The following is a 26,234-nucleotide window of genomic DNA, read 5'->3' as shown; positions in this document are numbered from 1 at the left end:
TTCACGCCGGAGAGTGACTGCGATTGCGGGCGATCAGTTGGGCGACGATGACAGGTGATGCCACGGCCAGCGCGATCAGATCAGCAGTCAGGCTGGGCGCGACAAAGATAATCCCAGCGATGGCCAACAGAATGCGCGATGCAATATTCAGCGGACTCAACCAATACCCAACCACAGCCGCAGACAGGGCAATAACCCCGGCGATGCAACTGGTCGCGGTATAGGTGAATTCCCATAGGTTGAACCCGGTTGACGAGACGAACAGCAGGACCGGCGCATAGACAAAGGCCATGGGCGCGATCACTTTGCCCAATCCAAGGGTGAAAGCAGAAAGACCAGTTCGGAACGGGTTTGAGTTCGCAATGGCAGCCGCGGCATAGGCTGAAGTACAGACCGGTGGTGTAATCTCGGACACCACACCGTAGTAGAGCACGAAAAGGTGGCTGGCGATGGGTGGAACACCCAGTTGCGCCAGCGCAGGCTGCGCCACTGACACCAGCATGATATACAGCGCGGTGGTCGGAATGCCCGCGCCCATCAGGATACAGACGACGGCGATGAACACCAATGAGATGAACAATTGTAAGTCTTCCATCGCAAAGAACTGGAAGCTGCCGAACGAGATCATGTTGTACAGATCCGATGCCAGGTTGCCTGCGCCCTGTGTAACCATGAAACCGATGCGGAACCCGATGCCAGTGGTGTTGATCACGCCTACCACGATACCGACCGCAGCAGCGGCGGCGCCCACGGCCAGCGAGTATTTCACACCCAATTCTACCGCCTGTAGCATCTCGGGCACTTCGATGCGTTTCTGAGGGTTCATAGTTGCGACCACCGTCAATCCGCACAGGATTGTTGTCATGGTCAGGTCAAAGCCGCCGTCTGAGAACTTCCACAGTACAAAACTGAGGAACGCTGCCGCATAGATCAGCGTCGGAGGTTGCCTCAAGCGCGACATGCCCGCGATTACTGCAAGTGATATGCCGCAGAAGGCCGACATGAAGGGCGTGTAACCCGTGAACAGAACCACTAGCAGGCCGATCAGGGGCACTATGTTGGCCCAGCCTTCGGCCCAGACGGCTTTGAGCTGCGGCAGTTGCTCTTTGGTCAGACCTTTGAGATTCAGCTTGCGTGCCATCAGGTGCACGACAGCAAAGACGCCAACATAGTGCAGGAGTGCTGGGAAAATCGCAGCAATAACGATGGTGGTGTAGGGAACCTCAAGAAACTCTGCCATGATAAAGGCAGCGGCACCCATGATCGGCGGGGTGATCTGACCACCCGCCGAGGAAGCAGCCTCGACCCCACCCGCAAAATGGCCGGGGTATCCAAGGCGCTTCATGTTGGGAATTGTCAGCGCGCCGGTTGATACGGTGTTGGCCACCGAAGAACCCGAGATCGTGCCGAAGAAGGCCGAGGATACCACCGACACTTTTGCCGGACCGCCGGTATAGCGGCCCGCCAAAATGGTGGCGTTATCGATGAAAAGTTGCCCCAACCCGGTGCGTTGCGCGATCACGCCAAACAGCACAAAGTGGAAAACGATTGTCGAGACGACCCACAACGTGACGCCGTAGATGCCCTCCTGCGGAAAGTACATCGACGAAACGAAGGTTTTGAAGTTCACGCCAGGATGCTGCAACAATCCGGGGAAATACGGCCCAAGCAAAGCGTATGAGATAAATACGCAGATGATCAGCGGCAGAACCCAACCAAGCGTGCGGCGTGCGATGTCCAGCACCAGCAGGATGATGATCACACCCAAAATCACGTCATAACTGTTGGGGTTACCCATTCGGAAGGTCTGTTCCTCAATCCCAAGAAACGGAATGCCACGCCAGGCGACGCCCACATACAGCGCCGCGATGATCCCAAGGGCCATGAAGACCAGATCGTAAAGAGGGATGTTGCCGATCCGGAACCGGCTGACCTTAAGAGCATAGAGGCTTTTGGCCCCGATAATCGGGATCGTCGCGTAGACCAGAATGAACAGCAGTGCCAGATAGATGCCCATGTGCCAGTGATCTGCCGGCAGGCCAAAACCGGCCGTGAAGAATTCGTAAAACGCAAAGATCAGGGCCACAATGCGCAGGACCTTGCCGGTTGTCGGCGTAACCTGCCGGACGGCAGCACCCTCGTCGAACTGTTCTTCGATGGCCGCTAATTCTTCGGCTGTGAGTTCGTGGTCATCAAGATTCTTAGTCGTGGACATGATGGCCCCCTGATTTCGCGCATTTAGAGTGTGCGGTGCCCCAAATAGGGGCACCGGACGATGAGTTGAGATGAGAACGGGTTACTGAAGAAGTCCGGCTTCTTTGTAGAACTTCTCCGCACCCGGATGCAGCGGAACGCCCAGTGCTTCGACACCATCCAGAGCGGTATCAGGGGTGATCTGCTTGCCCTTAGCATGACCGTTATCCAGTAGCTTGCGGGTGTTGTCGTTCCACATCGCCTTGGTCAGCTCATAGACCAGGTCGTCGGACAGGTCTGATGACACAACTAGCATCGCGCTGACAGCAGGGGTCTTGGTTTCGCCGTCGATGCCTTCATACACGCCACCTGGAATGGCTGAGGGGATATAGGCCGGAATGATCTCGTTGATCTTGCCCAGATCTTCGTCGGAGAAGGAATGCAGGTTCATACCTTTTGTCGAAGACAGCTGCACCATCGCTGCAACCGGCCAGCCTGCGGCATAGAAATAGGCATCAAGCTGACCATCGGCCAGACGTTCGGCGCTCTGACTGTTGTTCAGCTCGGCCTCATCCATGTTGTCACGGTTGACGCCCCATGCATCCAGCATCTGCAAAACGGCAACCTGCGTGCCGGAACCAGCCTGCGCAATACCAACGCGCTTGCCTTCCAGATCACTCAGATCATTAATCGTCGAGCCGGCCGGAAGCACCAGGTGCAGGTCTTCGGGGAACAGATTGGCGACGATGCGCAGTTTGGGATGAGGTTTACCTTCGAACTTACCTTCACCCAGATACATCGAACGGGTGACGTCGGCTGCAGCCAGCCCGGCCTCAAGTTCTCCGTTCTGCACGGCGGCATTGTTGAAGACCGAAGCGGTGGTGGATTGCGCGATCGCGATCAGGCCCGGAACACCGCACTGGCCGCCTTCTTCACACGGGCGCGATCCCGGAGGGGCGGAGATTCCGTTTGCGATGGTGCCACCGATGGGGAAGTAAGTGCCGCCAGCGCCACCAGTGCCAATACGGAAGAACGTTGGGTCCTGCGCCAGCGCAGGGGCTGCCAGCGCGCCCGCCAATGCAAGACCAGTCAAGCATTTCACAAATTTCATTATCATCTCCCTTGTTGGAATTTCGGTTTTGGTTTTCCCAAACTTCGATCCCGCAAGCGTAGAGACAAACTGCATAAATACAAATTTGTTATATTTCACTAAACTAAAGTTTTGCTTATATTTAAAAATATGAACCTAACTCAGCTAACTGTATTTCGTGAGGTGATGGAGACCGGCTCCATCTCTCAAACTGCTAAGAAACTAAATCGCACGCAGCCTGCGATTAGCCTAGCGTTGAAAAACCTTGAAAAGACATTGGGTCTGACGTTGTTCGAACGTAAGGGAAGAAGATTGGTGCCAGTCCCCGAGGCGCACTATCTCTTAGCCGAAACTACGGGTATTTTGGACCGCCTGGCGACAATCTCCAGCACGATGGAAGGACTCATCAAAGGGCATGCCGGAAGCTTGAATATTGCAACGATGCCGGGTCCATCTGCCTTTTTGTTCCCACGTTTCATAAGCCAATCAGTTGGTGAAAACCCCGATATTCGCATCACGCTTTCGACACGCAGCTCACCGCAGATTATGGAGCTTGCCGGGACGCAAAATATCGACTTCGGCTTTGCTGACTTCGAGCATTCAGCCGGCAAAGAACCCCAGTATTCCGCTGAACTTATCCGGGCTGATTGCTTCTGTGCTATTGACTGTGAACATCCTCTTGCGTCGCGCAAGATCCTGACACTATCGGATCTTGACGGAACGCCAATGGGCGGCCTGCATCCTTCACACCCGTTCCAACGGAAAGTCCGGCAGGAGTTTGAGGACGTTGCCGCGGAGTACAATCAGACTGTTACCTGCCAGTATTTTCTACCTCTTATCCCCTTTGTCAGTTCGGGGCAGTGTTGCAGCATCGTTGACCCGCTGACTGTTGCGACTGAAAAAGAGCTTAATCTATCCAACGGAAAGCTTATTTTTTTACCTTTCGAGAAACCGCTAAGATATGAATACGCTCTCCTCGAACCTGACCACCGACCACCGTCCCAATTGGCAATTCAGATAAAAGCGGGCTGGAAAGCAGAAGTGTTGAAGAAATTGGATGCAGTGCAGGCAAACCCTCACGCAATATCGGTTGATGATGCGCGGTGCGAACAGAATTAAAGTTGTGTGGATTGCGACCTGAAATCCAATAAGAACGAATATCGGCAATGACCAATGTGCTTTTATCCGAGGCTGTGTTGCACAAATTGCGAGCGTTCCACCCAACTTCCCCTACCGCCTTGATGCCTGTACTGTCGAAGAGCAGGTTCAGCGGGCTATTGCCAACGCGATAGGGCAGGCTCACGTTCCATGATCCGAACGAGGAAACCGTTTGCTCAACCGTTTGCGTCCCGGAGACTTTGTTTTGAACGAACCGCGCGCTCGATCAACATTTGCGCCTTTTGACTTTGGGCAACCGAGATAGCTTGGTCAAAGGCGGCATTTGCTGAATCGATATCTCCTTGTGCTGCACTGATTTCTCCTTTGATACGGAGCAACTCAGCCTCAGCCCAGTGTTCTCCTGTGATATCCTGTTCTCGCAATGCGCGATCCACTGTACGTTGGGCAGCGCTAGGATCACCGGCCCTGAGAAGGGCTTTCGCGTGTTCAGCCAAATAGAGCGTTACCCAAAGCCAGCATCCTTTTGCGCGATACTCTTCTAAGGCCTTGTCCAGTTGATGGACAGCGCCGGGAACATCGGTCATGCAGGCTAGGACAGCATCATGAATGGCAACAAAATCCTTCCACAACGCCATGTCGTGCTCGTCCGAGACCCGTCGCATTTCCTCATTGATCTCGGTTGCGTTTTCTATGTCGCCAATCCAGATCGTCAGGGTGACTGCGTGCAGACCTGCGTAACAGATTGTGTTGGCGTGTTTGAGCTCGCGGGCTCGGGCAAGAGCCTTGTCGCAGGTCTGCCGCGCCATGTCTTCGTCGCCGCACATCCATTGTGCAAGGAGCATGTAGCACCAGATCTGCACACCAGGATCCTGAGCGAATTTCGTAGAGAAATCTACGATCTCAGCCGAATGATAGAGCTCATAAGCGACTTCGAGATCTTGAAGTGCCTCAGCAGACCGGCCCTTAGCGATCAGGGTCGCAGCCCGCATCCGGCGAGAAATCAGTTTTGGGATCGGGTCAGGTTCGTTCGCCACGTCCTTTACCAGTCTCGAAACCAGATCGAACGCTTTGTGCAGATCGTTGCCGATATATGGCGCGATCCAGGTCCCATAGTAGATTGCGACCGTGAGTTCCGGGTCCTTGGTTGCCTCTATCCGTTCCAATGCTTTCGAGAATGCTTCGCTGGCTTCAGCTGATGCATAACCATCCTTGGCGATATGTACCTGCGCGAGTTGCACCAGAAGCGCCAGCTCTCGTTCGCGCCAATCCGGTTTGTCCAGTAAACCCGCGACCAGCGTCAGGGCATTTCGCAGGTGATTTCCCGCCTCAATATATGCCGGTCGGGCCTGAGCTTTTCTGGCGGCCTCGCCCCATAAAGCAATGGCCTTTTCCCTCAACCCAGCCTCAGTCGCATGATGTGCGATCAATTCCGGGGGTGCATTCGGGTCAGCCTCAAACAGATCCGTAAGTCGGTGATGGATTTCCAGACGTCGGCGTTTCAGCAAGCTTTCATAGGCTACGTCCCGAAGCAGAGCATGCTTGAATACATATGTCGCATCCGGAGGAATCCCCCGCCGAAATACAAGTTCGCTGCGCTCAAGCTGTCCCAGCGCATCGTCCAGCGTCAGATCATCGACGCGGGCGATTTTTGCCAAGGAGGCTCGGTCGAAACTTCGGCCGATGCAGGCGGCTATCTGGGCGATTTCTTTAACCGGCTGAAGCCGGTCGATCCGGGCCATGAGGGAATCATGCAATGTCGCAGGTATAGTCACCCGGTCGATGGGACCGGTGAGTTGGAAACTGTCCTCAGTCTCAATAAGATCGCCGGACTCCAATATGGTCTTTGTCAGCTCCTCGATAAACAGTGGCACGCCGTCAGTTCGGTGGATGATTTCCCTGATCAGTTCGTCGGGAAGGGTTTTTCCACCAGATATCTTTGCGAGAACACCTTCGATCTGCTCCGAGGCCAGCCGGTTCAATGTTAGCTTGGATACAATTGGATGGCCTCCAAAAGCGTGCTGGAAAGTCGGCCTTGCCGTAATCAAGATCATGACCCGCTCGGCCGCAATCCGGTCCAGACATGCTTCTAACATCGCAAGCGTCGAGGCATCGCACCAGTGTGCGTCCTCCACCACCAGCAGAACTGGTTTTTCCCGTGAAAGGGCCTGCACTTCTGCCGAAGTTTCTTCCATGATCCGGACGCGAAGTTGTTGTGGCGTCAAAATGGGCTTTTCGGCGGATGGACCCGCCTCAATCTGAAGGAGTTCAGCAATGATCTTTGGGTCGGCAGCCCGGAGTTGCTGGCGGAGCTTTTCGATTTTTTCACTTGCCGAGTCGGTTTTCTGGTGGCTCATAGCGTGTGTAAGCTGCTGGATAACAGGAAAGAAACTCGAATCCGTGTGATAAGGAGAGCAGTGATAGTTCATCCGAAAATGATCCTGCGTTGAGACCGCATCAATGACGGCACGTGTCAGCCTGGACTTGCCGATGCCTGCCTCACCAATCAGGACAGCGACTTGGCCTTCGCCAGAAGTAGCGCGCTGCCAGCGTTCCATGATCAGCCCCAATTCATGATTACGCCCGATCATGGGCAGAACGGGATTGAGATCTTCCGTTTCGAAACGGCTTTCTAGGCTGCGCTCAGTTCCCACCCTCCAGGCCGGTACCTGCGAGTCCAATCCCTTAACGTCGAAATGACCTAACTCTTCTAACTCGAACGTGTCTTGGATCAATTGCTTTGTCGATTCCGGAACCAGAACCTGCCCCGGCTCGGCCAATGTCTGAAGGCGTGCAGCAAGGTTTGGCGTGTCGCCAACAACAGTTTCTTCCCGCGATGCCCCTTCCCCGATGAGGTCGCCGACGACAACCATGCCGGTCGCCACTCCGGCTCGAGCAGATAGTGCCTGCCCATCAGGGGTGCACATTTCGGCGATCGATCCTACGATTTCCAACGCGGAGCGTGCGGCGCGGTTGGCGTCGTCTTCATGCGCCACCGGCCAACCAAAATAGCACAGGACACCATCACCCATATATTTGGCTACATTCCCTTCATAACGTGTGACAATACCGGCGACCGTGTTTTGATAGTGCTTGATCACCTCGCTCATGTCTTCGGGGTCCAGCCGCGCCGACAATGCCGTTGATCCGGCCAGATCCACAAACAGAGTCGTTAGATGGCGACGCTCGGCCTCGCGTTTGATTTCCGTTACACTGGTCGCGTCAGAATGAGATTGATTGGGTTCTCCAGCATCGATGGCAGTCCGCAACCGCTTTCGCGCGCCCAGTGAAAGGCCGATCTCGCGCATATCCTCATCTGTTAGATCAAAAAGGATATCAAGATCGACCTCATTCTCGACCAGAACCGGCTCCAGATTAAGGAGCTTCATTCGTGACAGCCATTCAACGAGATCGGACATTAGGTGACGGGTCCTCGACGAGGGTCTAAGAACCGTAGTTTTCCCGATCAAGAAGGTTTGGGCAATCAGTAATCCCCAGACGTCGAGTTTGCACAAATCGCAAAAGATATCGCCATATATGGCATGTGGGCATAAGAACAGAGAGCCAACTAGGTTGGCTTGGGACCTAGAGATGAGAAAGCCAGAATGCGGCTAAACAAAAGAGCATTCAAAAAAATTACCTGTGTAGAAAACGCTGGGAACCGCATCGTCGGGCTGGGAACCATTTGATAGTTTGTCGAAATTGCAAATGTGCTAGTTAACCGCGGTGTGTGAGTGCACCTAACTCCAGGGTTCTGCGCCCGCGGGGGTCGGCAGGTTCGACGGGCCGCATTGCGGCTTCCATTATAGCAGGTAGGTGTCGGCCAAGATCCGGGACGGCCCAGAGTGGTCACTTGTTGAGGTCTCGCCATGCTGCGCTTGCAGCTCGCATTGCTACCATTCGCTGCGGACGCGAAGACATGACCTCATGTTGATATCCACGTCTTTTACGTTGTTCCGGCGGGCGCTTCTGATGCGTATGTTCTTCATTTCAGATCGACCTGACATCACCTGCCGCTTGACCAAGAATCCAGTCGATCCCACACAGAAAGTCATCTATTGTGAGCGGATTGTTTTCTCCGCTGGATGCAGAGAGTACAAACCCATGTGCATAGTCGATGAGCACGTGAACAAGGACGTTACCGCCATCGCTGTTTTCAAGTTGGTCCGTGCTGGCCTTTAGTTCTACCGCCACGTTCATAAGGTCCGCGCTCATGAGCGTCACATCGTCCAAGATGGCACGGAGTAGATTGGCGTTCTTCAAAGCGTAACCATAGTAAGTCGCCATAATTGCGCGGGCACGCTTGACCGGAGCACCTCCGCCCACGCCATCCAACACGCCTGCAAACGCCACTTCCACCAGATCGGTCAAAAGCTGTTTCTTGCTACCTGCGTGATAGGTCACGGCCATCGGAGTGACGCCGAGTTGATCGGCAAGTATGCGAAAGGATAGCGTATCAACACCTGCGCTTTGGGCGATGGGCAATGCAGTCTGCAGGATCACCTTTTTCGAAAGGCGCTGCTCAGCCTTTGGCGGCCGCCCCGGTGGGGCAGTTTTCGTCATCTGATTTTCAATCTGTAATCGAGATCCACCAGACCAGAGGGAAAGCTGCTAACCGAAACCAGTTCCAGATCAACGTCACCTTGTGTCTCGCCGAATATCCGAATGCCTTCACCGATTAGGATGGGAATCAAAGTGATCCGCATGTCTTCAATCAGCCCGGCTTTGAGGAATGAACAGATGATTGCTCCGCCATCCACGTAAACTCGACTGAAACCACGCGCGTCAAAGCTCATCATCAATTCGTTTGGTGTTTTGTCTGAAACCTCAACCTTCTCACGTAGGTCATTAGGGATGTCGTCGGCTGTCATCGAGCGACTGAGAACCACCACAGGTTTCGTGTATGGCCACGCTCCAAACCCCCTAACCGTCCGGTACGATCCCGACCCCATTACGATCACATCGACACTGTCCTGAAAGGCTGTGAACCCGTGATCTTCATCCTTGGTGGGTTGCTTATTCAACCAATCCAGCCTGTGATCCGACCTTGCAACAAAGCCGTCCAGACTCATTGCCATCATAATATGTCCTGTGGGCATCGTCTGGATCTCCTACACATTTTTATATATGCCGTATAATAATATCCTTGCGACGCTCAAGGGGGAAAAACTTCAGGCTTAGCTCTGAACCCAATCCGAGAATGCCCGCACTGCGCCAATTGGAGCGGTTCTGTGCGGTTGAACTAAGAAATACCCGTATTCAGGCAGAACGGTTTCCGACAATCTAAACAGCCTTTCCGCATTCAAATCGCCCCCAACCAAGTCATCCATCAAAGCGATGCCCTGTCCGTCGATGACCGCTTGCACCCGAACATTCGGGTCAGGAACGATCAGCACATCTCGCCTTGATTGCCGAGGAAGCTTTGCGGCGTTCAGCCAATCTGACCAAGCGCTGCTGTCATCACGATCTCTCAGCAACGTAAGTTGCGATATTGCCGGCCCTATTCCCAACTCATTCACCAGGTCGGCCGCCGCCCGATTACCTACTGGATACGGCCGCAAATGCATGAACGGTGTAACGGTGCCATCACTCCAATTCCCGTTGCCCCACCTAATTGCCAGGTCCACTTCCTGCATCTCTGCCTGCGAAAACTCGATCATCGGTTGAATGCGAAGCTGCACATCCGGGTGGTTTTGCATGAATGACATCAGGCGTGGCGACAGCCAGCGCGCAGCGAAATAGGTCGAGACACCAACAGTCAAAGAGCGCGACGAAATCCCTTTCAACGCCTGAATTTCGGTTTCGATTTCTTCGTATCGGGTCTGGCAGATTGCGAGCAGTTTCAGCCCTTCACCGGTGAGTGTGACACCGCGCGTTGTGCGCTGAAACAAAGCCATCCCCAGATCGGCCTCAAGCGTTTTGATCTGATAACTGATCGCGCCCTTTGTCATATTGAGCGCCGACGCTGCCGTCGAAAAGCTGGAATAGCGGGCGATCTCGGCAAATATCCTAAGCAAGTCGTGGTGATAAAAGCGGGCAGTCATGAGTGCAGCGTACAAATTTTCTGAACGCTGAGAAAAGAAATTTTCGATTTTCAAGGCAATTTTTTAAGCCCAAAATTTGCATCTAGTTGCGTGAAACGAAAAGATGACGTTGGACCCTTTGAACGCTGTAGCAGACACATCAACACCGGCGGGGCGTCGCAGACGCGTGCGCCGACGCCGCTTGGCCCGTGACAATGAGCCCTCTGAAAGCACGCCGTTCACAGGGCGCAAGATACCTGCATATAATCTTTTGAGCGAAACGGCACTGACCCGGATCGAAGATCAAGCCGATTGGATTCTAAGCAATATTGGTGTCGAGTTCCGGGGGGATCGTACCGCGCTTGATCACTTCGCCCAAACCGGTGCACGCATCGATGGCGAACGTGTACGGTTTGAACCGGGTCACGTCCGCGCGCTTTGCGCTACCGCCCCTTGTGAATTTCAGTTGCATGGTCGAGACCCGGCCAAAACAGTGACACTTGGCGGCGACAACGTTGTGCTGATGCCGGGATATGGCTCTCCGTTTGTCAGCGATCTGGCGAATGGCCGCCGCTATGCGACGCTGGAGGACTTCCGCAACTTCGTCAAACTGGCCTACACTGCCCCTGCCCTGCACCATTCCGGCGGCACGGTGGTCGAGCCGACAGATGTACCGGTGAACAAACGACATCTGGACATGATGCTGGCGCATCTGACGCTGTCGACCAAACCCTTTATGGGATCTGTCACAGCACCTGAGCGTGCGCGGGATAGTATCGAGGTGGCTCGCTTAGTCTTTGGGCGCGACTTCATGAAGTGTCACGCAGTGATGCAGGCAAATATCAACGTCAATTCGCCGCTGGTTTATGATGATTCCATGTCGTCGGCTCTGCGTATCTATGCGGAGGCAGGCCAATGTGTCTGCGTCTCCCCAGCGATTTTCGCGGGTGCCATGGGGCCGCTTTCGCCGGCGGCGGTAACGGCGCAAACTCTGGCAGAAGCGATGGTTGGCATTGCGCTTGCGCAACTGGTGCGCCCTGGTTGTCCGGTGGTCTTCGGCTCGTTCCACTCCACAATGAACTTGCGTACGGGCGCTCTGACCTTTGGATCGCCCGAGGCGAACATGACCACGATGGCGCTTACTCAATTGGGACGAAGGCTTGGCGTGCCTGTGCGGTCCGGCGGCGGACAGATCACCGCCTCCAATGCGCCCGACGGGCAAGCGTTGCAGGATAGCACCGATGCAATGTGGTCCACGCTTTTGTCCGGGGCCCATCAGGTTTGGCATGCGGCGGGCTGGCTCGAAGGTGGGCTTGTGATGTCCTACGAGAAATTCATCATGGATCTCGACCACTGTGGCGCGATGCTGAAACTGTTGCAGGGCTTCGAAACGGATGACGAGGCCTTTGGCCGTGATGCCTATTTTGAAACGGGCCCGGGCGAAAATTTCCTGTCGACCAGTCACACGCTACGGCACTATGCGACGGCGAATTTTGAGCCACAGATTTCTGACGCCGGACCCTTCGAAACCTGGTCCGAAAATGGTGCTCTTACAACAGATCAACGTGCCACTGGGCGGTGGCGTCAGATGTTGAACGACTATCAATGCCCCGAAATGGAACCCGAAATCCAAGCCGCGCTTGAAGACTTCGTGTCAGATCGCAAAGCACGAATGCCGGACGAATGGTACTAGAGAGAGGAACCCCCATGGCCGAAGAACTTAGCCGCACATCCGCGCTTGCATCCCGCCACACCGCGCTTGGATCGGGGCTTGAGGATTGGAATGGTATGGGCACCGCCTGGACCTACCGCACCGACCCCAACGATGAACACGATGCGGTTCGCGAACGCGCGGGAATGTTTGACATGTCGCCTCTGAAAAAGGTGTTCGTGCGCGGTCCTGACGCCCAAGCGGTTCTTGATCACCTTACCACACGCGATCTTTCCAAGGTCACACCGGGAAAGGCGGCTTACCTGTGCGTTCTGACAGATGAGGGCGGGATCGCCGACGATGCCATAGTGTCCAACAACAGCGGTGACGAATGGATGATCGTGCATGGCTCGGGCAACACGATGGCGCTCCTGGAGAATTCGGCGGCAGGGAGTGACGTCCAGGTCGAATTTACCGACGACTTGCATGACCTGTCCGTGCAGGGGCCAGCCTCGCTGGATATCCTCAATGCTCATATCAACATCGATCTCGCCAAACTGGGCTACTTTGAACATGCGCCTGCTGTGCTCTTTGGTCATCCCTGCCGCATTTCGCGTACCGGATATTCCGGCGAACGCGGCTACGAGATTTTTGCCGATGGCTCTGTGATCACCGACATTTGGGACAAACTGGCGGAGGCAGGCGTCATGCCCTGCTCCTTTACAGCACTCGACAAGGCGCGGATCGAGGCGGGGCTGCTATTCTACGGATATGACATGACCGAAGTCAACACGCCCTGGGAGGTCGGCCTTGGCTTTACTGTCAACAAATCCAAGGGCGATTTTCGCGGCAAATCGGCCGTCATGACTGCAAAAGGTTCCGAAAAGGTCAATAACTTCTGCCTGGATATCGATCATTCTGACATGGTCGATGGCGGAGAAACCCTGTTATTGAATGGCGCGGCGGTGGGCGTCATCAACAGCCCCTGCTTCTCGCACCGTTTGGGCAAATCGCTCGCCCTTGCGCATGTTCAGCCCGAGCTTACCATCGGAACCACGCTAAAGGTTTCAGGAAATGACTTCGCGACAAACGCAACAATTGTGTCCAGCCCGATTTACGACCCCGAAAAAGTTCGCGCACATAGTTAGGGAGGTCTTGGCAGGCAGCGACGGTGCCTGTGTTCCAGCCTCGCTAGCAATGTCTCGGTATGGTTCACGGATCGATCTTGCCACTTTGCGTTGCGGCTCTTTCGGGCGGCATCGGTTTTTCAAAAGGCAGGGTCGATGTCTGATTTTCGGACAAAGTTATTTGGTGCACAAGCAACGCGGTTACTAGCTCTTCCGTCACATCCTACACGCCATTTTTGGCTGCACACTCCATTCGGGCCGAATTCATAAGACAGTTTGGCGATTTTTTGCTAGTCTATCTTATTGTCACTGCACTCGACTTTACGTGGGGGCGTTGGTCTATTGAAAAAACTAATTTTGAAAGCAGCGGTCGTTCTGAGTACAATCTGTCCGCTTAGTCTGGACGGTGTTGCGGCGCAAACCGCCGAAGAAGTTGAAACGGGCAACCGACTGGCGGCAGTGCTACGGGCCGGCAGAAGTGTCGTGTCGAACAGTCAGGACTTAATCAACAATCCGGATATTACCGACAAAGGGCTGTCCGGTGATGTGTTCTACGAGCAAGTTATTGAGGCCTACTTGGAGGCCAATGGTGAACCACCACTGCATGATGGGTTGGACCCACTGGAGCAAAAGCTTACAGAAACGCAGCTGGACGCTATGGTCACGGTAATCGACGCAAACCAAGAGATAATAAATGCCGAGGGAGTGGCATTCAAAGGATTTATTCCGGCGGTTTTTGCGCGGTTGGTAAATGAACAGTTCGCTGATGAAATTGGCACATCTGCCATGGTCAAGGTAACGGCGCCTTCAGAACTTGTCCGCAATCGCATGGCCCGTCCGGATACTTGGGAAAACTCGGTCATAGAGGAAAAGTTCAAGGACACATCTTGGACCGAAGGGCAGCCATTTTTCGAAGAAACCAACGTTTCTGGAACACCTGCTTTCCGTATGCTGATCCCAGAATACTACTCTGAGTCCTGTCTTTCATGCCACGGATCGCCAGCGGGTGAAACGGATGTGACTGGTTTCCCAAAGGAAGGTGGGCAACTTGGTGATCTGGCGGGTGCAATTAGCATAACCCTTTTTAGATGAAACAAGAATCTGGTGTGAGTAACAATTGGCGGTGGGTGTCCGAAAATACTATTCCGGTGCGCATAGGATCACTGTCGGCGCTCTTGTTAGCTGCTTTGGTCGTGAGCACCATCGTGATGGTCTACGATCTGGCGCGTAACCAAGCCCGCATACAAGACGCAAATACTGAGTTTCACCGGCTGGAAGTGGCAGGCCAGGCAGATCGTCAATTTGGAGAAATGAGGTACTGGCTGACGGATCTTTCTGTCAGCTTACTGACCCTTTCTGAGCGGCGCGCCAACGAAGCAAGTACAAAGCTCAATAGCAGCCTCGAACAGCTCTCCGATTTTGCACCCGAGTCCGCAGCCAGCGTACAAGAGCAGGCAAACTCCTATTACGATACTTCCATGCAAGCAGCCGATGCTTACACCGACGGCAACAGAGTGCTGGGAAATACTTTACTTGCACAGGCCCGAGTGGCCAGTGATGCCGTCGACAAGACGCTGACGCAATTGGTCGATGACCTATCTGAAAGCGCCGACCAAACCAGAAATGAAGCAACGATTGCCGCCAAGGCAGCGATGAACCGAGCGATCATTGCATGTGTTATCATTGTGATATTGGGAGCGCTTCTTACGTGGCGTGCTCTAAGGTCGATCGTTGTACCACTGCATGCAATCAACATTGCGATTTCAGGCCTAATCCGGGGTGAACGGGATGTCGCGCTGCCGCCCGAAGGCCCTGATGAGCTAGGTCGGATGTCCCAAGCGCTAAGAGCGCTTCGCGACAGCCAGGACAAACGGCGCGAACTAGAAGAAGAAGCGCGTGCGCAGCGCAATACGATTCTGACAGCAATTGAAACAATTCCAGACGGGTTTGCATTGTTCGACAACGAAGACGAGCTCATACTCTTCAATGATCGGTTCCGCCGCATTTTCGCACATGTGGACGACATTCTGGTTCCAGGCACCCGGTTCGAAGACATCTTGCGGCTGCAACTGGAACGAAAATCGGTGGATACCGGCGATGTTCCTGACGAAGAGTGGATTAGTAGCCGGCTTGCACGACATCGCAGACCTGACGGAGATCGCCAAGAAGTCTTGCTGGGTGGCGCATGGATTCAGGTGTCGAAACGCCAGACGCCCGACGGGGGCACGGTCGCTGTTTACAGCGATATTTCTGACCTTAAGTCCAAACAGGAACAACTTGAAGATGCCAACGCGCAGGCGATCGCCGCCAGCTCGGCCAAAAGCCAGTTCCTGGCTTCCATGAGCCACGAGTTGCGCACTCCTTTGAACGCGATCATCGGTTATAGCGAAATGCTGTCTGAAGATGCTCAGGACATGGGATTCGAGACTGCGACGGATGATCTGGAGAAGATCATGGCATCCGGGCGACATCTGCTCTCGCTCATCAACGACGTTCTTGATCTGTCCAAGATCGAAGCGGGCAAAATGGAAATGTACCCGGAACGCTTCGCACTCCGGCCGTTGTTGGACGAAGTCGCGTCGACGGTGGTTCCCTTGGTGAGCAAGAATGGAAATGAACTGGTTCTCTCTTGTGATCTCGAAGACACTGACGAGATCGAAACCGATAAAACCAAGCTCCGGCAGAACCTTTTCAACCTGTTGTCCAACGCGGCGAAGTTTACTGAAGGTGGTAAGATCGAGCTTCTCGTCTCTAAACTCCGGAAGAATGATACGGATTTCTTTCGATTTGCGGTGCGAGATGAAGGTATCGGAATGACGTCGGAGCAACGCGACAAGCTGTTCCAGGCGTTCGTACAAGCTGATCAGTCTACTACGCGCAATTTCGGAGGCACCGGGCTCGGGCTCGCCATTGCGCAGGAATTTACGCGTATGATGGGCGGGCACATCACAGTTGAAAGCAAGGAGGGTGTTGGATCGACCTTCTCTTTTGAAATTCCGGCGCGTTATGCTGCTGTGTCCACCTTGGTTGACGATCACAGTGAAGCGTCACCGGACACTGCTTTGGGCCGCGTTCTGATCGTGGATGATGAAGAAGACGCACGAAACGCGGTTGCACAAATCGTACGCGAGGAAGGGTATGATGTCTTGATGGCATCGAACGCGGAGGCGGGCATGAAAACGGCACGCGCGCAAAAGCCTGACGTCATTCTACTGGATGTTATTATGCCCGAACGCGACGGCTGGTCTATGTTGAAAGAACTCAAGGCAGACTCGAAGCTGTGCGAGACACCCGTCGTCCTAGCCACAATTGTCGCGGATCGCGACATGGGCCTTGCTTTTGGAGCGATCGAGCACCTGATCAAGCCGATTGATCCTGCTCGGCTGATCGCAACGCTAGATTCAATCGCCTCGGGTCGCGCCAAAGACGTGCTGATCGTTGACGACGATATGTCAACACGGAACCTGTTTCGCCGTATTTTGACGCGCAATGGTTGGACAGTGCGTGAGGCGGCAGACGGTCACGGCGCGCTCAGCCAGTTGAAATCTAAAAGACCGACTCTGATGGTATTGGACATTATGATGCCTAATGTGGACGGTTTTGATGTTCTCAAAACGGTTCGCACAACTGATGGGCTTGCCGATTTGCCGGTTATCGTAGCCACGTCTAAGGACCTGACGCGGGACGAACTGGATTGGTTGAAAGCCCATTCAGATGAGGTCATCCGCAAAGGAGATACCGGTCGAGGTGATCTGATTGCGGCGCTGAAACGTCAGTTACAGGACTATTCATAAGTCGGAAAGTTTAAGGCGATGGCAAAGATACTTATTGTGGAAGACAACGATATGAACCTTGATATGCTGTCGCGCCGGCTGCAGAGAAAAGGATACGAAACCGTATCGGCCCGCGATGGTCAGGCTGGCGTCGAACAAGCCCTATCGGATAAACCAGACCTGATTTTAATGGACATGAGCCTGCCAGTAATCGACGGTTGGGAGGCGACAAGACAAATAAAAGCAAACCCAGACACGAAAACTATCCCAGTTGTCGCTTTAACTGCCCATGCGATGCAAAGTGATCGCGACAAAGCCATGGAGGCAGGTTGCGACGAATTCTATACCAAGCCGATCGAACTGCCTGGGTTGCTGGAGATTATTAAAAAACTGCTGGACGGGTAGCGCGGCATGGTTTCCAAGAACCGAAAAGACAAGTTGGCACTAGCTACCCGCATTTCCCAAAACCTCAATGGGCCGTCAGAAGCGATCGTAGGGTTTCATAACCTGCTGATCGAGGAGGTACGCAAAACTGGGCCAGAAGCCGCGTTGGAGGATTTGCAAAAGATTGGCGCCGCCGCCAGCAATCTTGTCCAGATGATCGAATTGTTGGGGAAAAGTGCGCACCAAATCTCGGCCGACAAAGACGCTCAGGCAAAATTACGGCATGATCTACGCTCACCGATTAACGCGATCATTGGGTATTCGGAAATGGTGCTGGATGATTTCGAGGCAGATCTGAAGCCTTCCGCTCGCAGCGACATAAACGCGATCCTGAGCGAAGCGCGTAAGCTGGCGCTACAGATCGACAGCACCATCAGTGATGCGGAAATTCCGCCAAGCGCTGAGGACAGTGACCGGGATCAGGAAATTGCGGCCAGCCTTGAACGCAGCCTTGCGAGCTCAGATGCCGGTCGCGAAGCTCTGACCGGGCGTATCTTGGTAATCGATGACGAGGCGGCCAATCGGGAAATCCTGACTCGTTTGCTAGAGCGCCGAGGACACAGTGTGCGATCGGTCGACTCGGCCAGCGAAACTTTTGAAGCACTAGATCGCGAGGGCTTCGACCTTGTTCTGTTGGATATCCTAATGCCAGAGGTAAATGGCATCGACGTCCTCGAAAGAATGAAAAAAGATCCGTCTTGGCGCGAAATACCCGTGGTCATGATTTCCGGTCTGAACGAGACAAACGCTATCGCCAAATGTATCAGTGTCGGCGCTGAAGACTATTTGCCAAAACCTATCGATCCTGTGTTGTTGCACGCGCGCGTCGATGCTTGCATGGAACGCAGTCGCTGGCGCGCCAAGGAATTGGCGTTCACAAATGAGATCACCTACGAACGTGACAGGGCAGACAAATTGCTGCACTCGATGCTGCCCGCGCCGGTTATCAAACGACTAAACGATGGCGAGACAAACATCGCTGATCGTTTCGTCGGCGCCACCATAATATTCGCGGATATCGTGGAATTTACACCACTAGTAGCCCGCATGGACGCCGGTGACCTGATCCTGGAGTTGTCAAACTTGTTCACTGCATTTGACGACCTGGCCACCCTGCACGGTATCGAAAAGATCAAGACGATTGGAGACGCCTACATGGCGGCATCGGGTATTCCTTTGCGTCGCGAGGACCACGCGCTAGCGGCAATAAGCTTTGCACGTGACATCCTGAGAGCGATGTCCGACAGCACAGTTAGTAGCGCGGGTTTGCAAATCCGCATCGGTATCCATTCCGGACCCGTCATTGCTGGTCTGATTGGGCGAAAACGTTCAATTTATGATGTTTGGGGGGAAACCGTGAACCTTGCCAGCCGTCTCGAGGCCACGGGAAGGTCAGGGCACATCCACATCTCCGCGGAAACCAAGGATGCACTGGGTGATCATTTGTCCAACGCGGAAGCGCAAACTCATTTTGTAAAAGGAGTGGGAGAAATAACATCTTACTTCGTATCTTAAGGCTTGTGACACGGTTCTGAGCCCCATCAGTTCGACCGTTTGATAATTTCGAGTTGGAACTTGGCCAAACGGCCTAATTTGTGTCTCAAAAAGCTGATCGTTGCGTTTGCAAACCCTTGGTTCTGGACCAATAAATTTGTTGTCCCCATCTCGGCGACATGGTTCAAGCACCTGAGATGTGGGGGTCATGTTGAGTAGTCTATTCTGGTTGTTGGACGAGTAGATGGCGCGGCTATAGCCTTACTGCGCAAAGGGCCATGATTTCGTCCAAATTCCGGTAAGACACTCCGAACCGCAGGTAGAAGAAAACCGCGAGCGTGATCACGTCATTCGGAAAATGCGCGCCTTCAACGAGATTGTCACGGCCTGCTCCTGTCATGTTCTTGTGCACGCGACCAGGAACGCACTCGACCTGACAGGTAGAGGCAAAGTTTGCGACAGCCCCCCCTCTCACCGCGCTCAGCCATGATCTGTCGCAAACTTGAGTTCAAGGAGTTTTATGATAGCACAGCGCTAGTTTCCATAATGATCATTAAAACAGCTTTTTGCTCACTACATTGATGATTCGCATTTGCGCGAGCTTTTAGATGTTATGCGGCCAATGGAAACGTACATCATCCGCTTTGTTCTGATTTCGCCACAAAACTAACCAAGGTGGCGCGCGATCTGTTCTATCAGTTCTTGAGCATCCTCGGTTGATACTCCCCGCACTCGGACTCGAATGCGAACTTCATCTGGTGACAGCTCGGCCTGTACTGTCCCCCCTCCACCCAACTTGATCGGTGTCAACGGTTGGACTAGCTGCGGACGCCCGCCACGGGGCTTATCGGTAGCAGGCGGAGGAGACGACTTCATTGCATTTTCCAGAGCGTCCCATTCGGTTTTAGGGTCAATAACCTCTGCCTCTGCCAGTGCACGACGAAGTTTGCTCTGAGCCCCCCCTCTCAGCGCCGATGCGAGTTTTAAACCCGCCTTCTCCGAAAGCGCCACAGGATGTTGCAGCAGGTCACCGAGAGCTTCATGGACCATTGCAAAGCTGCGAACTTTTGATCTCTTGGCTTTGGAGGCGGCTGCAAACAGGACATCAACTGCTGCCTCGGTAGACTCGAATATCCCCTGCCCTACTGCCAGAACTGCAATACGTCCACGCTCGTATGGGCTTAGGTTAGAGCGTAGCTCATTTTCCTCGACCATCGATACGTAAGCCCCCTGCCCCGAACCGGCACCTCTCACGAAGGCAGGAATGGTCGCAAACCGATCATCAGTTTTTGACAAACGTCTAAATGCGTCTAAGCGCCTGAACCCCGAAATAAGACCATAGCTTTCGCCTTCACGCGTCACTTCAATAGGTGTACGCAGCCCGTTTGTTCTCAAAGACTCCAAGAGCTCTGCCATAGCCTCTTCGTCTTCGACCATCCGATCTCGACGAATATACTCAGCATCAATCGACTCAATCGGTAGCATTTCAGCCACCAAACCCGCATCCTTTGCGTCTCGCCACCTTGCTGCGTCGCTTTGATCCTTGGCTAATTCCACACGGTCCGTGACAGTCGCCATTCCGCTTAAGGATGCAGCCTCTGCTGCTACCTGTGCAATCGGTGGTGTGGGCGTTGTACCGTCAAACGGGTTCAAAGAAGGTTTCGCGGCGAAACCCACCTCCAACTCTTCTAATTCCGCTGTGTTTGGAACAGCAAGTCTTCTACGTTTAGCCATTCGACTCTCCTCCCATTTGGGCATCCCGCCACCAACAACCTACTAGAACTTCTTTGAATTCCGCGTAGGTACGATCGAAAGTTTCACGTCCACGGACATAGGTTTCGCGGTTAAAATCTCGGTAGTCAGCCTCGTAAATACCGTTCACTTGTTCACCCGCCTGCCCGACCAAAGCAGTGAAGTCCTGTCGGTAAGCGTTCATGAAGTCGCCAAAATACGCCTGGATCACGTTCGCCATATCTGTCTGTTGGCTGGCATCAAATCGGGTAATGATTGCCCGAACGACATCCCATTCGAACTTCAACTCTGGCAATCCAGCTGCTCGCTGGGCAGTGTTCTCCCCATCTTCGATACTTGCGAACGTCGTATACAGCATGTCAAAGAAGCGGCCGGTTGAATCGAACTCCAGGAATGACGCTCCAAGCGGGACCAAAAGGATATCCGCTGCAGCCAATGCGTTGATCGTTAGGTACCCAAGTGCAGGAGGGGTATCAATGAATACGATGTCGTAATCGTTTAGAACACCTTCAGTCTCAAGAAAGTTGGTCAGACCATCCCACAATGGCCAACTTTTTAACCCCATACGCCAGACCGGGATCTGGAACTCTGCCCAATACAAATTCAGTTGGGCCCCTATAAGGTCGATATTGGGCCAATGGGTTTTCTGAATAACATCAGTTGGACTTGTTGCTAGCGCCTCTTGCAGTGTTTCATCCAAAGGGATTTCGGCCTGCCCGCCAACCTGCCGGACGCGGTTCTCTTCTTGAACAGCCCTCGCGTAGTCTTTGGCTATCAGCGGAAATACTGTTTGCCACTCGTCCGCAACTGTTCCGCCAAGAATTGACGTCATCGATCCCTGGCTATCTAGATCAATTACCAGAACTTTGTAGCCATCTAATGCCGCAGACATAGCAAGGTGAGCAGCGGTTGATGTCTTGCCAACGCCCCCTTTGAAGTTCGCTACTGATACGACTTTGGCAGGCAGGCCTTCCGGACGATATGGCAAGTATTCCTTAGTACTGACACCTTCTGCGGCAAAGTGTTTTCTAAGCGTCAAAACCTCTTCAAGAGTAAACCACTTTGAACCTGCTTCTCCCTCTCCTTGTGGGAGTTCGGTATTTGCTTTGAGGACACGTCTTAGGTGAGCAGGAGCTACGGGAATTAAGTACTTGGTGATCTCCCAGATAGAGAAACGACGTAGCCGTTTTTCACCGTCGGGTGCGTAGCCTCTCCGGGCTAGATCCTCGCGCCCTTTTGCGCAGAAAGTGGCAGCTTTAGCGAATCGTGAAGTTCCAATAGGATCAGGTAACTTTGCCGCTGCTTTTTCCGGATCGAGATTGAGATAAGGGGGCAGGGGAGGTTGGTTGTTCTTATTCACTGTCGGTACCTCAGGTAATGTTCGCCTTGGCGGCGTATATAGCGCAATGTAGCGAACATTTGGAGGAGAGGCTATCCTTCCTCTTCGTTTTTTCCACTGAAGTTGTAGCTGCGACCGGGTTTCGCCACGAAACTTGAATAATGAATAAAGCAGAACGCAACAAATCGTTTAGTTACTTTGTATAATTTAGTATATTTGGGATGGAAAAATCTTTTTAATACAAAAGATTACATATTGTTGAGTAACCATTTACAGGGTCAAGGGGACCCGCATACGGGATTAAAAGTACCCAAGTACAGGACGTATGGCGCCAAGTTACGGTTAGACGGGTCCCGATTCTCAGGACGCCAGTATTTACCTTGAAAAAGGCTCTAAATCGGGGTTCAGGGCACGAGAGTTTGCGTGTTCTTTGCTTCGTGCGAGTCTTTCCCATGCGTTTCTGTGGATAACTTTTGGGCTTACTTCGAAAGGTACCCATCCACGGGATCGGCGTCATCCTGTATATAGGCACCTAAAATAGATTGCAACTCAGGTACCTATCATGCAAATAATGAGCAAACGAGCAGCCAGGCAGAATCATGCCGGATACACAAGTAAACATGGACAACCTCTCAGGCGCGTTGCGTCGGGAGACAGTTAAGAAAAACGTCGCCGCGATTCACATCAGCGGGAAGTTGACGCTGTTGCAACGCAAGTTGTCGAACGTTTTGTTGTTGAATGCATATGACGCGCTGACGTCCGCCCCGACCCATACAATTGACGCCCGGACGTTGGCGATGATGGTTGGATATAACTCAAACGACTTTGACACGTTGCGAGCAAGCTTGCGCGCTCTGGCTGAAACGGTCGCTGAATGGGACATGTTGGATGAGCAGGGGCGCCAGGAATGGGGTGTTTCATCTTTGTTGAGTTTTGCAAAGTTGAAGAATGGAATCTGTGAATACGCATATTCACCAGCATTGGCGCAGAAACTTTATGATCCGAAAATCTACGCGTTAATAAATGTCCAGATTCAGAGAAATTTTAGTTCAGGACACGGCTTAGCGCTTTATGAAAATTGCTATCGATTTGTCCGGACAGGATCGACGGGTTGGTGGGCGCTGGATGTCTTCAGAAAGCTCATGGGTGTCGACGGAAGCGATTACTATGGCAGCTTCAAGCACCTAAATGCCAAGATCATTAAACCAGCTGTTGCCGAAGTTAACAAAAGCTCTGATATTCTCATTGAGCCTGAATTCCAAAAGAAGGGCCGCACAGTTACAGATATCCGGTTCCTGATAAAGGGTAACCCGCAGAAAGCGATGTTTGAGATTGATGATGAAGATGGCGTTCGCAATCTGACAATCTACAAGACGCTGCGCCAGCAAGGTGTGTCCGACAGGTTGGCGCGACAATGGATTTCTGAACATGGCGAAGACTATGTTCGGGAAAAGCTCGAATATGCCAAGGGCAGGGATGGAGTTAAATCGACTCTTGGTTTCCTGTCCGCTGCCTTGCGGGACAACTATCAAGCGCCAGAAAAGAAGACGTCGGCGGTGCCAGGCCCATCAGTGGGTGAAGCTGTAAAACGCAGGACTGCCGAACAAGAGCAGCAGGACAAGGAATACGAAGCAAGAACTGTAGAGCGGACCGAACGTGCGCGACGATTGGCAATTGTTGAGGACCTGGTTTCGCGGCGAAACCCAACGCAACGCGATGCCGACAAGCGGCTCTTTCTATCGGGCCTTGATAATGATCTCGACCGAGAACATTTCAGAGCTCATGGGTGGCGATCAGGGTTGAACGCCACAAAGATATTTGAATTCTGGGAGGAGCTTGAACCAGAAGCTTTCACCTGAGCGTTGTTTCAATAACGTCCATCCAGGGCTATTGCTTTTTGAGCGCAGATTTTAAGGCGTCACCAAGTGCGCTGTGGTGCGCGTTTTCTTTTGATTTTGCGTATTGCGCCTGTTTCCCTTTTGGTCGGTATGGGCGTTTTTCTGAACCCTTGCCGTCCTGTTCTTGACGCGCCGAGGCTCCGCCATCCTTTCGCATGGTCAGAGCAATACGTTTGCGTTGCACGTCAACCTCGACCACAGTGACTTTGACCACGTGGCCCGTTTTCACCACTTCATGCGGGTCTTTGACAAACCTGTCCGCTAGCTGACTGACATGGACCAAACCGTCCTGATGCACGCCCACGTCGACGAAAGCGCCAAACGCGGCCACATTGGTGACTGTCCCTTCCAGCACCATTCCAGGTTTCAGATCGGTAATCTCTTCGACCCCATCAGTAAACGAAGCGGTCACGAAACTAGGGCGGGGATCACGACCTGGCTTTTCCAGCTCTGAGAAAATGTCTTGCACGGTCGGAAGGCCAAAATCTTCATTCACGAACTGTTCTACGCGCAGCCCTTTCAAGGCACCGTCATGCCCCATGATTTGGCGAATATCACGACCACAGGCAGATACGATCCGTTTCGCAATTTTGTATGCTTCTGGATGCACCGAGGACGCGTCCAAGGGTTCTACGCCATCCCGTATCCGCAAAAAACCTGCGCACTGCTCATAGGCGCGCGGCCCAAGACGCGCGACGCGCAGCAACTCCTTGCGGGATTGGAACGCGCCGTTGAGATCACGATGCATAACAATAGCGTCCGCAAGGCCGGGCCCAAGACCAGAAACGTGTGAGAGTAGGGGGGCAGAGGCCGTATTCAGATCCACACCCACAGCATTCACAACGTCTTCGATTACGGAAGCCAGCGACTGTGACAGGCGATGTTGATCAACGTCGTGCTGGTATTGACCGACGCCAATGGATTTTGGTTCGATTTTTACCAGTTCTGCCAGCGGATCCTGCAAGCGGCGGGCAATCGAAACAGCTCCACGCAGCGATACATCCAGGTCTGGAAATTCACGCGCGGCCAATTCTGATGCCGAATAGACCGAAGCTCCGGCTTCTGAAACGACAACCTTGGTTGGGGTTTTGACGCCCTTTGGCTGCAGTTTTAACGTGTCGGCAACCATCTTTTCGGTCTCGCGGCTCGCCGTGCCGTTGCCGATAGCGATGAGGTCAATCTTATGGGCTGAGATCAAGCGCAGGATCGCCGCCTGCGATCCGCGCAAATCATTCTTGGGTTGGAATGGGTACAAGGTTTCGGTCGCAACCACCTTGCCTGTTGCATCAACGACTGCGGCTTTGACGCCGGTTCGGATTCCAGGGTCCAACCCCAAGGTAGCCCGCGCGCCGGCAGGTGCGGAGAATAGTAAGTCTTTGAGGTTGCGGGAAAAAACGTGAATTGCTTCGTCTTGCGCACGGCTACGTAAATCGGCCATCAGCTCGACCATCATCGAAAGGGACAGTTTTACCCGCCACGTCCAGCCGGCAACTTTCCGCAGCCATTTATCACCGGGTGCATCGCTGCGTGTCTGCAGATGAGCAGCCACCATAGCTTCGGCTCGCGCGGCGCCAGCTTCGGGCTCGGGGGCGATGTCCAGCGTCACGATCCCCTCTTTCGAAGCTCGTAACATTGCCAGGGCGCGGTGCGATGGGGTCTTGGCCCAAAGCTCTGAATGATCGAAGTAGTCGCTGAATTTGGCGCCTTCTTGCTGTTTACCCTCGATCACTTTCGAGGTCAGCAAGGCCTCGCGTTGCATGAAATTCCGCAATTCACCCAGAAGGGCGGCGTTTTCAGTCAACCGTTCAGTGATTATGTCCCGAGCGCCATTCAATGCGTCCTTTGTCGTGGGAACCGCTTCACTAATGTAACCCTTTGCCAGCCCTTCGGGATCTGCGGAACGGTTCGATAGAATTGCATCGGCAAGCGGTTCCAGCCCGTTTTCGCGCGCAATCATCGCCTTGGTGCGGCGCTTGGGTTTATAGGGCAGGTAGATGTCTTCCAGTTGGGCTTTGGTGTCTGCCTGCGCGATGGATTTCGCCAACTCGTCGGTCAACTTGTCCTGATCCTTGATTGAACTCAGGATGGTTGCGCGCCGCGCCTCTAGTTCGCGCAGATAGGTCAAACGGTCCGACAAAGTTCGAAGTTGCGTGTCATCCAACCCGCCAGTCACCTCTTTGCGGTAACGCGCCACGAATGGAACCGTGGCCCCTTCGTCCAGCAATTTTACCGCTGCACCGACCTGTTCGGCGCGGGCGTTGATTTCGGTGGCGATGGTGCGGGCGATGCGGTCCAAGGGGGCCTCCTGAATTCAATTGGGAGGAACTTCTTAGC

General features: G+C 53.5%; 17 protein-coding genes and 1 pseudogene. 8 read left to right on the top strand and 10 right to left on the bottom strand.

What is annotated here, in order from left to right; translation table 11 throughout:
* Window position 1: 1 nt before the first annotated feature.
* Both AC2FJE_RS16390 and AC2FJE_RS16385 read right to left on the bottom strand, forming a co-directional pair.
* A complete protein-coding gene (locus AC2FJE_RS16390; protein WP_496756870.1) occupies window positions 2–2,215 on the bottom strand; it encodes a TRAP transporter permease in 2,214 nt (737 codons plus the stop codon).
* Between the two features lie 81 nt (window positions 2,216–2,296).
* Window positions 2,297–3,304 (bottom strand): TAXI family TRAP transporter solute-binding subunit, encoded by a 1,008-nt coding sequence (locus tag AC2FJE_RS16385; protein ID WP_113788396.1) that lies wholly within the window; start codon window positions 3,302–3,304, stop codon window positions 2,297–2,299.
* Window positions 3,305–3,433: 129 nt separating this feature from the next.
* Between AC2FJE_RS16385 and AC2FJE_RS16380 the strand changes: the two genes are divergently transcribed.
* A complete protein-coding gene (locus AC2FJE_RS16380) occupies window positions 3,434–4,402 on the top strand; it encodes a LysR family transcriptional regulator (protein ID WP_496756866.1) in 969 nt (322 codons plus the stop codon).
* Window positions 4,403–4,490: 88 nt separating this feature from the next.
* Here AC2FJE_RS16380 and AC2FJE_RS16375 read toward each other — a convergent pair.
* The 5 genes and pseudogenes from AC2FJE_RS16375 to AC2FJE_RS16355 all read right to left on the bottom strand — a co-directional run.
* Window positions 4,491–4,586 (bottom strand): annotated as a pseudogene (locus AC2FJE_RS16375) (IS5/IS1182 family transposase); the annotation flags it as partial.
* A gap of 31 nt (window positions 4,587–4,617) precedes the next feature.
* Window positions 4,618–7,818 (bottom strand): ATP-binding protein, encoded by a 3,201-nt coding sequence (locus AC2FJE_RS16370; RefSeq protein ID WP_496756863.1) that lies wholly within the window; start codon window positions 7,816–7,818, stop codon window positions 4,618–4,620.
* Between the two features lie 571 nt (window positions 7,819–8,389).
* Window positions 8,390–8,962: a TetR/AcrR family transcriptional regulator gene (locus tag AC2FJE_RS16365; RefSeq protein WP_496756849.1), complete on the bottom strand. Its 573-nt coding sequence runs from the start codon at window positions 8,960–8,962 to the stop codon at window positions 8,390–8,392.
* Window positions 8,959–9,498, bottom strand: coding sequence for a dihydrofolate reductase family protein (locus AC2FJE_RS16360; RefSeq protein WP_496761161.1), 540 nt, complete (start codon window positions 9,496–9,498; stop codon window positions 8,959–8,961). The genes AC2FJE_RS16365 and AC2FJE_RS16360 overlap by 4 nt, the downstream gene beginning before the upstream one ends.
* Window positions 9,499–9,576: 78 nt before the next feature.
* A complete protein-coding gene (locus AC2FJE_RS16355) occupies window positions 9,577–10,443 on the bottom strand; it encodes a LysR substrate-binding domain-containing protein (RefSeq protein ID WP_496756834.1) in 867 nt (288 codons plus the stop codon).
* Between the two features lie 103 nt (window positions 10,444–10,546).
* On the opposite strand from AC2FJE_RS16355, the gene AC2FJE_RS16350 reads away from it, so the two are divergent.
* The 6 genes from AC2FJE_RS16350 to AC2FJE_RS16325 all read left to right on the top strand — a co-directional run bounded on the left by AC2FJE_RS16350 (window position 10,547) and on the right by AC2FJE_RS16325 (window position 18,932).
* Window positions 10,547–12,115: a trimethylamine methyltransferase family protein gene (locus AC2FJE_RS16350; protein ID WP_496756830.1), complete on the top strand. Its 1,569-nt coding sequence runs from the start codon at window positions 10,547–10,549 to the stop codon at window positions 12,113–12,115.
* A gap of 14 nt (window positions 12,116–12,129) precedes the next feature.
* Complete coding sequence (locus AC2FJE_RS16345) at window positions 12,130–13,221, top strand: aminomethyl transferase family protein (RefSeq protein ID WP_496761160.1); 1,092 nt, start codon at window positions 12,130–12,132, stop codon at window positions 13,219–13,221.
* Between the two features lie 462 nt (window positions 13,222–13,683).
* Entirely contained in the window at window positions 13,684–14,292 is a 609-nt protein-coding gene (locus AC2FJE_RS16340; protein WP_496761159.1) for a Tll0287-like domain-containing protein, read from the top strand.
* A gap of 14 nt (window positions 14,293–14,306) precedes the next feature.
* Window positions 14,307–16,994, top strand: a complete 2,688-nt coding sequence (locus tag AC2FJE_RS16335) for a response regulator (RefSeq protein WP_496761158.1) — start codon at window positions 14,307–14,309, stop codon at window positions 16,992–16,994.
* Between the two features lie 18 nt (window positions 16,995–17,012).
* A complete protein-coding gene (locus tag AC2FJE_RS16330) occupies window positions 17,013–17,378 on the top strand; it encodes a response regulator (RefSeq protein ID WP_058273434.1) in 366 nt (121 codons plus the stop codon).
* Between the two features lie 6 nt (window positions 17,379–17,384).
* On the top strand, window positions 17,385–18,932 hold the full coding sequence (locus AC2FJE_RS16325; RefSeq protein ID WP_496761157.1) for an adenylate/guanylate cyclase domain-containing protein: 1,548 nt from the start codon (window positions 17,385–17,387) through the stop codon (window positions 18,930–18,932).
* 645 nt (window positions 18,933–19,577) lie between these two features.
* On the opposite strand, the gene AC2FJE_RS16320 is transcribed toward AC2FJE_RS16325, so the two are convergent.
* Window positions 19,578–20,645, bottom strand: a complete 1,068-nt coding sequence (locus AC2FJE_RS16320; protein WP_282170289.1) for a ParB/RepB/Spo0J family partition protein — start codon at window positions 20,643–20,645, stop codon at window positions 19,578–19,580.
* Window positions 20,638–22,023, bottom strand: coding sequence for an AAA family ATPase (locus AC2FJE_RS16315; RefSeq protein WP_496761156.1), 1,386 nt, complete (start codon window positions 22,021–22,023; stop codon window positions 20,638–20,640). The genes AC2FJE_RS16320 and AC2FJE_RS16315 overlap by 8 nt, the downstream gene beginning before the upstream one ends.
* A gap of 578 nt (window positions 22,024–22,601) precedes the next feature.
* Between AC2FJE_RS16315 and AC2FJE_RS16310 the strand changes: the two genes are divergently transcribed.
* A complete protein-coding gene (locus tag AC2FJE_RS16310) occupies window positions 22,602–23,861 on the top strand; it encodes a replication initiation protein (protein WP_282121591.1) in 1,260 nt (419 codons plus the stop codon).
* Between the two features lie 28 nt (window positions 23,862–23,889).
* Here AC2FJE_RS16310 and AC2FJE_RS16305 read toward each other — a convergent pair whose 3' ends face one another.
* Complete coding sequence (locus tag AC2FJE_RS16305) at window positions 23,890–26,196, bottom strand: Tex family protein (protein WP_496756824.1); 2,307 nt, start codon at window positions 26,194–26,196, stop codon at window positions 23,890–23,892.
* Window positions 26,197–26,234 lie beyond the last annotated feature (38 nt).

It is taken from the genome of Ruegeria sp. CDSC002, from assembly GCF_059610905.1.
This window is presented reverse-complemented; position numbering and strand designations above follow the sequence as displayed.